General features: G+C 72.2%; 12 protein-coding genes. 1 reads left to right on the top strand and 11 read right to left on the bottom strand.

Annotated elements, in window-relative coordinates; all coding sequences use genetic code 11:
* Nucleotides 1-176: 176 nt before the first annotated feature.
* The 8 genes from ABZ624_RS34140 to infC form a co-directional block, all read right to left on the bottom strand.
* Complete coding sequence (locus ABZ624_RS34140; RefSeq protein ID WP_360097953.1) at nucleotides 177-1,274, bottom strand: PP2C family protein-serine/threonine phosphatase; 1,098 nt, start codon at nucleotides 1,272-1,274, stop codon at nucleotides 177-179.
* A gap of 257 nt (nucleotides 1,275-1,531) precedes the next feature.
* On the bottom strand, nucleotides 1,532-4,054 hold the full coding sequence (gene pheT / locus ABZ624_RS34135; RefSeq protein WP_360097950.1) for a phenylalanine--tRNA ligase subunit beta: 2,523 nt from the start codon (nucleotides 4,052-4,054) through the stop codon (nucleotides 1,532-1,534).
* Nucleotides 4,054-5,175: a phenylalanine--tRNA ligase subunit alpha gene (gene pheS / locus ABZ624_RS34130; RefSeq protein WP_360097947.1), complete on the bottom strand. Its 1,122-nt coding sequence runs from the start codon at nucleotides 5,173-5,175 to the stop codon at nucleotides 4,054-4,056. Before pheS ends, pheT begins: the two co-directional genes overlap by 1 nt.
* 166 nt (nucleotides 5,176-5,341) lie before the next feature.
* Nucleotides 5,342-6,475, bottom strand: coding sequence for an ATP-binding protein (locus ABZ624_RS34125; RefSeq protein ID WP_360097944.1), 1,134 nt, complete (start codon nucleotides 6,473-6,475; stop codon nucleotides 5,342-5,344).
* A 50-nt stretch (nucleotides 6,476-6,525) separates the two neighbouring features.
* Nucleotides 6,526-7,386, bottom strand: coding sequence for an RNA methyltransferase (locus ABZ624_RS34120; RefSeq protein WP_360097941.1), 861 nt, complete (start codon nucleotides 7,384-7,386; stop codon nucleotides 6,526-6,528).
* Between the two features lie 176 nt (nucleotides 7,387-7,562).
* The gene (rplT, locus tag ABZ624_RS34115) at nucleotides 7,563-7,946 is read right to left on the bottom strand and encodes a 50S ribosomal protein L20 (RefSeq protein ID WP_016642495.1); all 384 of its coding nucleotides are present in this window, start codon (nucleotides 7,944-7,946) and stop codon (nucleotides 7,563-7,565) included.
* A gap of 98 nt (nucleotides 7,947-8,044) precedes the next feature.
* On the bottom strand, nucleotides 8,045-8,239 hold the full coding sequence (rpmI, locus tag ABZ624_RS34110; RefSeq protein WP_360097938.1) for a 50S ribosomal protein L35: 195 nt from the start codon (nucleotides 8,237-8,239) through the stop codon (nucleotides 8,045-8,047).
* Nucleotides 8,240-8,350: 111 nt separating this feature from the next.
* Complete coding sequence (infC, locus tag ABZ624_RS34105) at nucleotides 8,351-9,064, bottom strand: translation initiation factor IF-3 (RefSeq protein WP_360097935.1); 714 nt, start codon at nucleotides 9,062-9,064, stop codon at nucleotides 8,351-8,353.
* Between the two features lie 355 nt (nucleotides 9,065-9,419).
* On the opposite strand from infC, the gene ABZ624_RS34100 reads away from it, so the two are divergent.
* The gene (locus ABZ624_RS34100) at nucleotides 9,420-9,776 is read left to right on the top strand and encodes a DUF1844 domain-containing protein (RefSeq protein ID WP_360097932.1); all 357 of its coding nucleotides are present in this window, start codon (nucleotides 9,420-9,422) and stop codon (nucleotides 9,774-9,776) included.
* Between the two features lies 1 nt (nucleotide 9,777).
* Here the strand turns inward: ABZ624_RS34100 and ABZ624_RS34095 are convergent, their stop codons facing one another.
* The 3 genes from ABZ624_RS34095 to ABZ624_RS34085 all read right to left on the bottom strand — a co-directional run bounded on the left by ABZ624_RS34095 (nucleotide 9,778) and on the right by ABZ624_RS34085 (nucleotide 12,953).
* On the bottom strand, nucleotides 9,778-10,557 hold the full coding sequence (locus tag ABZ624_RS34095; protein ID WP_360097929.1) for an SseB family protein: 780 nt from the start codon (nucleotides 10,555-10,557) through the stop codon (nucleotides 9,778-9,780).
* Nucleotides 10,558-10,971: 414 nt separating this feature from the next.
* On the bottom strand, nucleotides 10,972-12,159 hold the full coding sequence (mycP, locus tag ABZ624_RS34090) for a type VII secretion-associated serine protease mycosin (RefSeq protein ID WP_360097926.1): 1,188 nt from the start codon (nucleotides 12,157-12,159) through the stop codon (nucleotides 10,972-10,974).
* Nucleotides 12,156-12,953 (bottom strand): hypothetical protein, encoded by a 798-nt coding sequence (locus ABZ624_RS34085; protein ID WP_360098107.1) that lies wholly within the window; start codon nucleotides 12,951-12,953, stop codon nucleotides 12,156-12,158. The genes mycP and ABZ624_RS34085 overlap by 4 nt, the downstream gene beginning before the upstream one ends.
* Between the last annotated feature and the right edge of the window lie 61 nt (nucleotides 12,954-13,014).

The following is a 13,014-nucleotide window of genomic DNA, read 5'->3' as shown; positions in this document are numbered from 1 at the left end:
AGTGGCTCCGCCTTCACACGGGGTGTGAACGGAGTGCTCGCATCCGCGCTGTACACGCGGTGTCGCTCAGCGTGTTCCGCCGGGTTGACTGGGGATCCGGCCAAGCCGCCGGCTCCCCCTCGAAAAAGCGGTGGCTTGGCCGGTCGCGCGGCTATGGGGGCGGCTATGGGGGGCGGCTAGCGGTGCGTTGTCGGCTGCGGGTCCGTGGGCGCCTGTCGCGCCCCCGCCCCGGAGCCGCATGTGTCACTGTCCCGCGCCCCCGGGCAGGACAGCTTGCCCCTCGTGCGGTCGTTCCGCAGGACCAGCAGAGCTATGTCGTCCGATGGTTTGCCGCCCGTGTGGTGCAAGAGCGCCGTGAAGAGAGCGCGCAGGATCGTCTGGGGCGAGACGGGGGCGTCCCGTACGGCCTCACGCAGTGTCCCCGACAGCGAGAAGAACCGCCCCCGGCTGTCCCGCGCGTCCTCCACACCGTCCGTGAAGAGGACCAAGGACTCGCAGGGAAGCAAAGGGCCACAGGAGTGGGTCTCCAGCTCGACCGGAAGCGGGAAGGGGCCCAGCGGCGGAAGGGGGTCCGCCCGGCTCAACGGCTCGACCCGCGCATCGCTGATCCGATACGGCCACGGATGACCGCAGTTGAGGGCGAGCAGTGCACCCTCCTCGTCGATCTCCAGGAGCAGCAGGGTGACGAACTCCTCGGCGACCGGGTGGTCGGGGTCCGGGCCGCCGTGCGCGGGGTGTTCGGCGCGGGCGCGTTCGCGCAGGTGCCGGGCGAGGGCGCGCTCCAGCCGACGCAGGACGCCGCCGAGGTCGGGCTCGTCGTGGGCCGCCTCGCGGAAGCTGCCGAGGACGGCGGCGACGGTACCGAGGGCGGTCAGACCGTGCCCTCGTACGTCCCCCATCACCACCCGCACCCCGTGCTCGGTGGCGATCGCCTCGTACAGGTCACCGCCGACGCACGCGCCCCGCTCCGCGGACAGCTGCGCGGCGGCGAGAACCAGCCCGTCGAGGCGGGGCGGCAGCGGACGCAGGACGACGCTCTGCGCGGCCCGGGCCACCCGGCGGGCCTGCCGCAACTCACGCAGCAGCGTGCGGCGGACATGGAACATCAGCCCGGCACCGACGGCGAAGAACACCGCGCTGGTGACGACGCGCGCTCCGAACCCCTCCTGCCGGGCGATCGGACAGCCCCACTTGTAGCCGACCGCCACGGCTCCCCAGGCCATGGTCAGTGCGACTCCACGCGCGGTGGGCGCCCGTGCCTTGATGCGGTTCATGCCTCTGGTCCCCCAAGTGGGCCCTGACAGAGCAGACAAACCGACCCCGAAAGGCCGGTCCGATTCTGTCCACGCCAGGGCTCCGGAAGGACCAGATCACCTCCCATTCCCACCCGAACGAGTGAGAATCCCCGAGCCAACCTGCATTTATGCGGCTGACGGAGGGGCAGCCGGCCCAGGGGCGCGGGGAACTGCGCGACAAGCCACGAATCGCCCGAGGCCGCCGAACAGGAGCAGCTCCCCGCCCCTTGGGCGCACTAGCTCCTCAGAACCGCCCCGGTCCGCTCGCCCGCAAGGGCAACCGCAGCATCCCGAGCAGCCGAAGCCTCATCCACGGTCAGCGTCCGGTCACCCGCGCGGAAGCGCAACGCATACGCCAGCGACTTCCTCCCGTCCCCCAGCTGCTCGGCGTTCTCGTACACGTCGAACAGCCGGATGGACTCAAGAAGTTCCCCCGCACCTTCCCGCAGCGCCGCCTCGACCTCCGCGGCCGGCACGGGCAGGTCGACCACGAGGGCGACATCCTGGGTGGCGACCGGGAACGTGGAGATGCCCGGCGCCTGCGGGACACCGTCAGCCACCGCTTCCAGGGCGTCCAGGTCGAGCTCCATCGCACAGGTGCGCTCGGGCAGACCCAGGGCCTTGAGAACCCGCGGGTGCAGTTCTCCCGCGTGGCCCACGACCTTCTCCGTACCGTCGGCACGGACCACCAGGTCGGCGCAGCGGCCGGGGTGCCAGGGGCCGTACCGGCCCTTGCGCACGACCAGCTCGGCGCCGGCCTCGCGGGCGACCACCCGCGCCGCCTCGACCGCGTCGGCCCACCCGGCCGGGCGGCCCTTGCCCCACCAGCCGGCCTGCTCGCGGGCGCCGGTGAGGACCACGGCGACGTGCCGCGGCTGCTCGGGCAGCGCGGCGTTCAGCGCGGCGATCTCGTCGTCGGTGGGGCGCCGGTCGGCGGGCAGATGCCCGGCGACACGCTGCTCCTGGGCGGGGTGGAACACCAGCCCGGTCTCGAACAGGGCCAGATCGTGAGATCCCCGGCCGTCATTGCGCCGCAGGGCACCCAGCAGACCCGGCAGCAGCGTCGTGCGCAGTGCGGGCTCCTCGTCGCTGAGCGGGTTGACCAGCCTGACGACGCGGCGGGCCGGGTCGTCGGACTCCAGGCCGAGCTGGTCGAAGACCTGCTCGCTGACGAAGGGGTAGTTCGGCGCCTCGACGTAGCCCGCTCCGGCCAGCGCGCGGCCGACCCGGCGGTGCAGCCGCTGGCGGTGGGTCAGACCGCGGCCCGAAGGGAGCTTGGGCAGCGTGGAGGGCAGGTTCTCGTAGCCCTCCAGGCGGATGACCTCTTCGGCCAGGTCGTTCGGGTCCGCGAGGTCGGGCCGCCAGGACGGGACGGTGACGATCAGCTCGTCCTGCCCGTACACGTCGCAGCCGACCTCCTGCAGGCGGCGGACGACCGTCTCACGGCCGTACACCACACCCGCCACCTTGTCCGGGTGGTCGGCCGGGACGGTGATGGTGTGCGGGGCCGAGGGCGCGATGACCTCGGTGACACCGGCCTCGGCCGTGCCGCCCGCGAGCAGCACCAGCAGGTCCACGGTGCGCTGCGCGGCGGCCGCGGCGGCCTGCGGGTCGACGCCGCGCTCGAAGCGGCGGGACGCCTCGGACAGCAGCTTGTGGCGGCGTGCCGTACGGGCGATGGAGACGGCGTCGAAGTGGGCCGCCTCGATGACCACGTCGGTGGTGCCGTTGACGCCGTCCTCGGTGGCCTCGTGGTCGGCGATCTCCGTGTTGGCGCCGCCCATCACGCCGGCCAGGCCGATGGGGCCGCGGTCGTCGGTGATGACCAGGTCCTCGGCGTGCAGCGTGCGCTCGACGCCGTCGAGGGTGACGAGCTTCTCGCCCTCCTGGGCCCGGCGCACGCCGATGGTGCCCTGGACCAGGGACCGGTCGTAGGCGTGCAGCGGCTGGCCCAGCTCCATCATCACGTAGTTGGTGACGTCGACGGCGAGCGAGATCGGGCGCATGCCGACCTTCTGCAGCCGGCGCTGCAGCCAGATCGGGGAGCGGGCCTCGGGGTGCAGGCCGGTGACCGTGCGGGCGGTGAAGCGGTCGCAGCCGAACGGCTCGGAGACCTGGACCGGGTAGCCGAAGGCGTTCGGGGCCGGTACGTCGATCAGCGCCGGGTCGCGCAGCGGCAGGCCGTAGGCGATGGCGGTCTCGCGGGCGACACCGCGGATGGACAGGCAGTCGCCGCGGTTGGCGGTGACGGCGATGTCCAGCACCTCGTCGACCAGCTCCAGCAGCTCGATGGCGTTCTTGCCGACCTCGGTCTCCGGCGGCAGCACGATGATGCCGTGGCTGCCGTCGTCGCCCATGCCGAGCTCGTCGCCGGAGCAGATCATGCCGTGGGACGTCTTGCCGTAGGTCTTGCGGGCGGCGATGGAGAAGCCGCCGGGAAGGGTGGCGCCGGGAAGGACGACCACGACCTTGTCGCCGACCGCGAAGTTACGGGCGCCGCAGACGATCTCCTGGGGCTCGCCGGTGCCGTTGGCCTGGCCGACGTCGACGGTGCAGAAGCGGATCGGCTTCTTGAACCCGTCCAGCTCCTCGATGGTCAGCACCTGGCCGACGACCAGCGGGCCCTTGAGGTCGGCGCCGAGCTGTTCGACGGTCTCGACCTCCAGACCGGCCGAGACGAGCTTCTCCTGGACGTCGCGGCCGGTTTCCGTCGCCGGCAGGTCGACGTACTCCCGCAGCCAAGAAAGCGGGACCCGCATCAGATCTCCATCCCGAACGGCCGGGTGAACCGGACGTCACCCTCGACCATGTCTCGCATGTCCTCGACGTTGTGGCGGAACATCAGCATCCGCTCGATGCCGAACCCGAAGGCGAAGCCGCTGTACTTCTCCGGGTCGACGCCGCAGGCGGTGAGCACCCGCGGGTTGACCATGCCGCAGCCGCCGAGCTCGATCCAGCCCTCGCTGGAGCAGGTGCGGCAGGGACGGTCGGGGTTGCCGACGGACTCGCCCTTGCAGACGTAGCAGAGCATGTCCATCTCGGCGCTCGGCTCGGTGAAGGGGAAGAAGTTCGGCCGTAGCCGGGTCTTCATGCCCTCGCCGAACAGGGACTGGACCATGTGGTCCAGGGTGCCCTTGAGGTCGGCCATGGTCAGGCCCTCGTCCACGGCGAGCAGCTCGACCTGGTGGAAGACGGGCGTGTGCGTGGCGTCCAGCTCGTCCGTGCGGTACACGCGGCCGGGACAGATCACGTAGACCGGCAGCTCACGCTCGAGCAGGGAGCGGATCTGCACCGGGGAGGTGTGGGTGCGCAGCACGACACCGGACTCGGCGCCGCCGTCCGGGCCCTGGACGAAGAAGGTGTCGGCCTCACCGCGGGCCGGGTGGTCCGGGCCGATGTTGAGGGCGTCGAAGTTGAACCACTCCGCCTCGACCTGCGGGCCCTCGGCGACCTCGTAGCCCATGGCCACGAAGATGTCCTCGATGCGGTCCGAGAGCGTGGTCAGCGGGTGGCGGGCGCCGGCCGGTACGCGCTCGTACGGCAGCGTGACGTCGGCGTCCTCCTCCACCAGCACGCGGGCGTCCCGCTCGGCCTCCAGCTCGGTCTGGCGGGCGGCGAGGGCCTTGTTCACGGCGCCGCGGGCCATGCCGACGCGCTTGCCGGCCTCGGCCTTGGCGTGCGGCGGCAGGGCGCCGATCTCGCGGTTGGCGAGGGCCAGCGGGGAGGTGGGGCCGGTGTGGGCGACCTTGGCCTCGTGGAGCGCGTCGAGGGAGTCCGCGGCGGCGAAGGCGGCGAGCGCCTCGTCCCGCATGCGCTCGATCTCTTCAGGTTTCAACGCCTCGACCTCTACAGGGTCGTACGACTTATTCGGTGCCGACATCTCTTCCCGTGCTTCCGATTGTCCCCCAGCTGACGCTGGGAGGTGCCCCCAGGCGGATCGTCCCGTCACCGACTCGCGAGGGCCGCGTGAAGGACACAAAGGTGCCAAAGGCCGAGTCTAACGGGGTGGAGGCAGACGAATGCGCCCGCGGGCTGCTCAGGCGTTCTCAGGCGAGGTACGCCGGTGCGCTCACGGGCAAGGTAAACCGGAACTCGGCGCCGCCGCGGGTGGCGCGGCCGACCGTGATCGTGCCGCCGTGGGCCTCGACGATGCCCTTGACGATGTACAGCCCGAGGCCCGTGCCTCCGCGTTTGCTGCCCCGCCAGAAGCGGGTGAAGACGCGGTTCATGGACTCCTCCGGGATGCCGGGACCCTCGTCGCTCACGGTGACCGACGTGCCGGTTTCCTCGCCCTCGCGTGGTGATGCGCAGGGCGTGACGTCAATGGTGACGGTTCCCTCGCCGTGCCGCACGGCATTTTCGATGAGGTTGCTGAGCACCTGGTCGACCTTGTCGGGGTCGGCCCACAGGGCGGGCAGCGGCTGTTCGATGCGCAGCAGGAAGCGGCCGGCGGGCTGGCCGGCGGCCACGTATGCCTGGATGTGCCGGGAGACGGCGGCCCCGATGTCGACGGGCTGCCGGCGCACCTCCAGGCGCCCGGAGTCGATCCGCGAGATGTCGAGCAGCTCGGCGATGAGCCGGGTGACGCGGTCGGCGTCGGCGTCGACGGTCTCCAGCATCAGCCGCTTCTGGTCGTCGGTGAAGCGTTCCCACTTGGCGAGGAGCGTGGCGGTGAAGCCCTTCACGGAGGTCAGGGGCGAGCGCAGTTCATGGGCGACCGTCGCGATCAGCTCGGCGTGGCTGCGCTCGGTGCGGCGGCGGGCCTCGGTGTCCCGCAGGGAGACGACGACCCGCTGGACGGGCCCGAGGGGCTCGTCGCGCACATACCGGGCGGAGACCAGCACCTCACGCCCCCCGGGCAGCAGCAGATTGCGCTCCGGCTGCCGCGTCCGGATCGCGAGCCCGCCGTAGGGGTCGATGAGCTGCCACCAGCGGCGGCCTTCCAGATCCTCCAGCGGCAGCGCCTTCTCCAGGGGCCGGCCGAGGGCGTCGGCGGCCCGCCGGGCGGTGATGCGGGCGGCGGCGGCGTTGAAGCAGACCACGCGGCCGTGCTCGTCGGCGACGACGAGGCCGTCGGGCAGCTGGTCGGGGTCGAGGCCCTCGGGATCGCCCTGCCGGGGCACAGCTGTGCGCTGCGCGTCCCGTCCTCCCGGCGCTGTGCTCGTGCCGGCCACACTCATCCCCGTAGCCCACCTCTCAGACGGCGCAGGGCCCCGAGCTGGTCACCCTACTAGCTGTCGGTGACGGAGCGGCACCCTCCGGAGGCGCGCTGTGCACGGGCTGACGCGTAGAGACATACGGCGGCGGCCGTGGCGAGGTTCAGGCTCTCGGCCCTTCCGTGGATGGGGACGCGGACGACGGCGTCGGCGAGCGCGCGGGTCTCCTCCGGGAGTCCCCAGGCCTCGTTGCCGAACACCCAGGCGGTGGGGCCGCCCATGCTGCCCTTGTCGAGTTCGGCGTCGAGATCGTCGGTTCCGGCGCCGTCGGCGGCGAGGATCCGTACGCCGGCGCCCTTCAGCCCGGCCACGGCCCGCTCGACGGGGACACCCACGGCGACGGGCAGATGGAAGTGGGAGCCCACGGAGGCGCGTACGGCCTTGGGGTTGTACAGGTCGACGGAGGCGTCGGTGAGGATCACGGCCTCGGCGCCGGCGGCATCGGCGCAGCGCAGCACGGTGCCGGCGTTGCCGGGGTCGCGCACATGGGCGAGCACGGCGACCAGCTTCGGCCGGGCGGCGAGGATCTCCTCGAACGGCGTGTCCAGGAACCGGCAGACCCCGACCAGGCCCTGCGGGGTGACGGTGGTCGAGATGTCGGCGATGACCTCCTCGGAGGCCAGGTGCACACGGGCGCCGGCGTCGCGGGCCGAGCCGATGATGTCGGCGTACCGCTCCGCGGCCTCGACCGTGGCGAACAGCTCGACGAGGGTGGGGGCGCCGTCGGCCCGGTGCCCGGCCGCCTCCCTGACGGCCTGCGGCCCCTCCGCGAGAAACAGCCGGTCCTTGCCCCGGAAGTTCCGCTTGGCGAGGCGCCGCGCTGCGCTGACTCGGGCGGACCGGGGGGAGATCAGCTCGGGGGTGGCGGGGGGCATCCTCTTCTTCACCTTCAGGAGAATCTCGGTGTGTGCGGCACTTCCTGGGCTGCGGGACTGCAGCCGGCCCAGGGGGCGTGGGGGCTGTGCCGGCACCCAGGACCTCAACAACAGGACCCGCAAGCCATAAAGCCTGCGGGTCCTGCAGTGAACGTCGGCTCAGAGCCAGCGCGGCGTCACGCAGCCTTCGGAGCGTTGACGTCGCTCGGCAGCGCCTTCTGCGCGACCTCGACGAGCGCGGCGAACGCGTTCGCGTCGTTCACGGCCAGCTCGGCCAGGATCTTGCGGTCGACCTCGATGTTCGCGGCCTTCAGACCCTGGATGAAGCGGTTGTAGGTGATGCCGTTGGCGCGGGCAGCGGCGTTGATGCGCTGGATCCACAGCTGACGGAAGTCGCCCTTGCGCTTCTTGCGGTCGTTGTAGTTGTAGACCAGCGAGTGGGTGACCTGCTCCTTGGCCTTGCGGTACAGGCGAGAGCGCTGACCGCGGTAGCCGGAGGCCTGCTCGAGGATCGCCCGGCGCTTCTTGTGGGCGTTGACTGCCCGCTTGACGCGTGCCACTTGTTAACTCCTTGTAGCGGGGTCGTGGGGGGTACTCACACGACCCGGAATCGATTCGGTCCCGGTCCAGACGCTCGGCGCTCAGGAGCGCCGTCGCGTCACTTGCCGAGAAGCTTCTTGATCTTCGCGGCGTCGCCCGGGGCCATCTCGGCGTTGCCGGTGAGGCGACGCGTGATGCGGGACGACTTCCTCTCGAGCAGGTGGCGCTTGCCGGCGCGCTCGCGGAGCACCTTGCCGGAGCCGGTGACCTTGAAGCGCTTGCTGGCACCGCTGTGCGACTTGTTCTTCGGCATAGCGCCGTTCTCTCCTCGTCGGTGGCGCTCCGGTGCCCGGTCGTGAAACCGGGCACGGTGGAGCGTCGCTCTTGTATCGGTTACATCCTCGGGGACGTGAGTCCCCCGGGATCACGCCTCGGCGGAAGCCTCGGCAGGGGCCTCGTCGTGGACCTCGTCGTGGACCTCGTCGTGCGCCTCGGCGTTCACAGCGTCCGGGTCCGCGGCGTTCTGCGACTTACCGGGGTTCGCCTTCGCCTCGGCCTTGCGGGCCTCCTGCGCCTGACGGGCCTCGGCCATGGCCTCGGTCTTCTTCTTGTGCGGACCGAGGACCATGATCATGTTGCGGCCGTCCTGCTTCGGGTTCGACTCGACGAAACCGAGGTCCTGGACGTCCTCCGCGAGGCGCTGCAGCAGTCGGTAGCCCAGCTCGGGCCGGGACTGCTCGCGACCACGGAACATGATCGTGATCTTGACCTTGTCGCCCTGCTTGAGGAACCGGACGACGTGACCCTTCTTGGTGTCATAGTCGTGCGGGTCGATCTTCGGCCGGAGCTTCATCTCCTTGATGACCGTGTGCGCCTGGTTCTTGCGCGCCTCACGGGCCTTCATGGCCGACTCGTACTTGAACTTCCCGTAGTCCATGAGCTTGCACACGGGCGGACGGGCGTTCGCCGCGACCTCGACCAGGTCCAGGTCGTACTCCTGCGCAAGCTCCAGTGCCTTCGCCAGCGGGACGATGCCCACCTGCTCGCCACTGGGACCGACAAGTCGCACCTCGGGAACGCGAATCCGGTCGTTGATGCGGGGCTCGGCGCTGATGGATCCTCCTCGGTAGCACCACACGGCGGTCTGGCGGACAGCCGCGTAACGTCTTTGTTCGTAAGACCTAACCGCGCCGACGCACAAAAAATGCCCCGGACGATCACAGGCGGGGCTCCAATGACTACCGGAGCACCGCCGCGGTGACCGCGGGGCGCACTTCGGGCGACTCCATCGTCCGTACGGAACGATGGTGGCCGCCTGACCGGGTGACCCGCCGTCCCGGAGGACGGTCGGGTGGGAGATCGGAGCCTCCACTTGTGGGCCGGACACTCTGCGGTTGGCAGGGCTGTCCAGCCGGTCGTTACACAAGGTTAGCAGGACCGCCGGGGAAGGGCTAATCGAAGACCTCGCCGGAGCACCGCCTATCGTGTGGGGCATGAGTGAGACCCCTCCTGAGAACCCCGACTTCGACGCGATGACCCGGGACATCGCCGAGGTCCCCGCCGTCGAGGTGATCGTGACGGTCGCCGTCAACCTGATGAGCGCCGCCGCCGTGAAGCTCGGGCTGAGCGAGGAGGGCGATAAGTACAAGGACCTGGACGAGGCCCGCAAGCTGATCACCGCGCTCGCCGGTCTGCTGGACGCGAGCACGACCGAGATCAGCTCCTTCCACGCGGCCCCGCTGCGCGACGGCCTGAAGTCACTGCAGCTGGCGTTCCGCGAGGCGTCGGTCGTCCCGGACGACCCGGGCCAGGGGCCGGGCGAGAAGTACACCGGCCCCGTCTACAGCTGACCTACTCCTTCACATACAGGGGCTCGCCCGGAGGCGTGGTCCCGGCCGGCAGCAGTGCCAGGTCGAGGCCGCGCACCAGGCGGGCCCTCAGCGTTTCGTCGGCGGCGAGGCGCCCGGCGACCGCACGGGCCGCCTCGGCGGGCGCCGCGGCCGGGTCCAGGACGAGGGCGAGGGTGCCGTCGGCCTGTCCGGGGCCGAGGTGGGCGCGCAGCACGGCGGGTTCCGCCGCGACGGCCGTGCGGACGGCGTCGATCACGGCCGGGTCGGCGAGCGGGTCGGTGCTGGTGCGGCCCTCGGCGAGGGCGAGCAGCGCCGGTCCGGTCAGCTCGAACGGCACCGGCCCGGCGAGGTCCAGCACGACCGTGTCGGCCTTCTCGTGGGCTGCGGCCTGCAGCGCCTGGTGCAGGGGCACGGCGACCGGGCGGGCCTCGGGGTCCCAGCGGGCGAGGGAGTCGGTGGAGGTGAACGCGGGCAGGGCGGTGCGGTGGCCGGCCTTCAGGGTGGGTACGGCCATGTCGCTGGTCTTCTCGCGGCGCAGCCCGCCCACTCGTCGCCCACCACCACCCTTGTTCGACGCTTCGCGGCCCCCTTCATGGTCCTCCTCGACCTCGCCCAGCACGGCGACGACGGGGACGAGCAGCCGGGCGCCTTTCAGCGCCTCGAGCACCGGCCCGAGGGCGCTACGGTCCTCGGCCCAGGCGGCGAGCGCGGCGCTCAGCCGGGGGTCGGCGGAGCCGTCGTCGTCGGAGAAACCGGGGTCGGGAATGTTCTTGTTCGCCACGGTCACCGACCCTATAGGCACCTCACCGGCCCGCTGCACGGCAGTCTTCACCGGAAATCGCAGCGTTCCCCTGATCCCCGTCCCAGGTGACGGCGCGGGCGCACGCGGGCAGGACGGCCGTATCGTCGGCGGCGGCCCCGTCCTCCCCCGGCGCGGAACGGGGCCGCACCCTCGACGCCGAGCCGCGCCCGCTCCCGCGCGGGCTGCGCGGAAGGCCGGTCCCGCGCCGGCTGCGCGTGAGGCCGGTCCCGCGCGGGTCGCGCCCTGCCCCGTTCTGGCAGCACCTGAGTCGACCGACGCCGCTGTCTGCGGCTCACGGACTTCGGCCACCGCGCGTTCGCCGGGGCGTGGCCATAGCGCCGCGGGTGCCCGCGAGCCTGCTGCGGTCTTCGGCCGTGCGGTCCGCGGACGCCCTCAGGCCGTCTGTCTGCGGCCCCGCCACAGCACCCCGCCCGCCACCAGCAGGACCCCGCCGGCGCCGCCGGCCAGCGGGCCCGCCCAGTCGGAGGCCGAGGAGGTGGCCCTGGAGGTGTCCGGGCCGGCGCCGAAGTACTTCTCACCGTACGACGCCGCGCTCAGGCTCCGCGGCTTCAGCCTCCCGGCGGCCCTCAGCGCCGCCGCCGGGTCGATCATGCCGAAGCCGCGGGAGTCGTCCCGGCCGCCGACCGGCGCGTCCTGGGCGGTGTCCTCCAGGAGCGTCTTGATCTGGGCCGGGCTCAGGTCCGGGTGGGCGGCCTTGATCAGGGCCGCGGCGCCGGAGACGAAGGCGGAGGCGGCCGAGGTGCCCCAGCCCTCGTAGTACTTGTGGTCGGGGTCGGCGATGACCACGTTGACGCCGGGCGCGCTGACCGCCGCGTACCAGCGGCGGGTCGAGAAGGAGGCGCGGGTGCCGAAGCGGTCGACGGCGGTCGCGGCGATGACACCGGGGTAGGCCGCCGGGTAGGAGACGTGATCGCCCTTGTCACCGCCGTTGCCCGCGGAGGCGACGACCACCACGCCCTTCTTCAGGGCGTACTGCACGGCCTCGTCCTCGCTCGGCTCGGGGTGCGCGGAGTTCGAGTCGTCGCCGAGGGAGAGGTTGATGACGTCGGCACCGTGGTCGGCGGCCCAGCGGATGCCGTCGGCGAGGGCGTTGCCACGGCTGGTACGGGCCTTGGCGCGGGCGGGGTCGCCGTCCTCCAGGATCACGCGCACGGGCAGGATCTTCGCCTCGGGGGCGACGCCCATGACACCGGCGGTGCCGCCCGGCCCGTGGCCGTGCCCGGCGATGATGCCGGCCATGGCCGTGCCGTGCCGGGCCCAGGTGCGGTCGCCCTGCCGGGCGCCGAAGCCGATCATGTCCTTGGCGGGCAGGACGTTGCCGGCGAGATCGGGGTGGCCGGCCTCGACGCCGGTGTCCAGGACGGCGACGGTGACGCCGCGGCCCTTGGTGGTGCGCCAGGCCTCGTCCAGGTTCAGCGCCGACAGGGCCCACTGCTGGGCGCGGATGCCGTCGGCGTGGGCGGCGGTGGACGGCAGCAGGGCGAAGGCGGCGGCGAGCAGCAGGCTCACCGCCGCTCCCGTGCGGTCCGGGCGGCGGTGGCCGCATATCGAACGCCTCATGAAGGTGTCTCCGTGGCCGTTCCGATGCTCTGGCGCAGGCGCCGCTCGATGCGGTCGGCCAGGCCCTGGGCCTCGTTGCCGAGACCGGCCTGAGCCGGTGCGGTGGTCGCACCGGCGCTGAGGGCGTCGGCGGCGGGCTGCGGGGCGTCGACGCCGCGGCCGTCGGCCCAGCCGGAGACGGCGTAGGCGACGACGGGGGCGTCGGTGAGGACGGAGATGGTCCAGGAGGCGCGCTGCTTGGGGCCGAAGCCGGCCGCGGGGGTGCCCTCGGCCGGGTACGGACGGGGCATCAGATCGGCGCGCCGGTCCAGGCGCTCGGTGCGGAAACGGTGGGCCAGCGCGGACATGGCGGCGGGGTCGGCCTTGGTGAACAGCAGGCCGACGGTGGTGACGTAGCTCTGGGTGGCGTCGGTGTAGGTGGCGCGCAGCAGCCGCTGGCAGCCGACGGGGGCGAGGGCCTTCTGCAGCAGCGGGTCGAAGGCGTGGGCGCAGCCGCCGTCCGGGGCCACGGCGATCCTGGTCCAGGTGCGGTCGGCGCCGCCGGGTCCGGCGCCCGTGCCCTGGACGGTGGGCGGGAAGAGCTGGTCCACGGGCACGTTGTGCCAGAGCGTCCCGGCGGTGGCGAAGTGGTCGCCGGGGGCGTTGTCCCCGTCGTCGTCGGTGAGCCAACTCCCGGTCACGGCACCGCCGATGAGACCGAGGCCGAGCACGAGACAGGTGGCAGCGGCGACGGTGCGGGAGCCCACCCGGTGGCGGGTGGGCTCGCCGAACGCCTCGGGCTCCGCGAACGACACGACGGGCCGCGCGCCCGCAGGCGCGCTCCAGGCCAGCGCCGGGTCGGGCCCGGCCGGGCCC

Source organism: Streptomyces sp. NPDC007205 (assembly GCF_040634095.1).
Lineage (GTDB): Bacteria > Actinomycetota > Actinomycetes > Streptomycetales > Streptomycetaceae > Streptomyces.
This window is presented reverse-complemented; position numbering and strand designations above follow the sequence as displayed.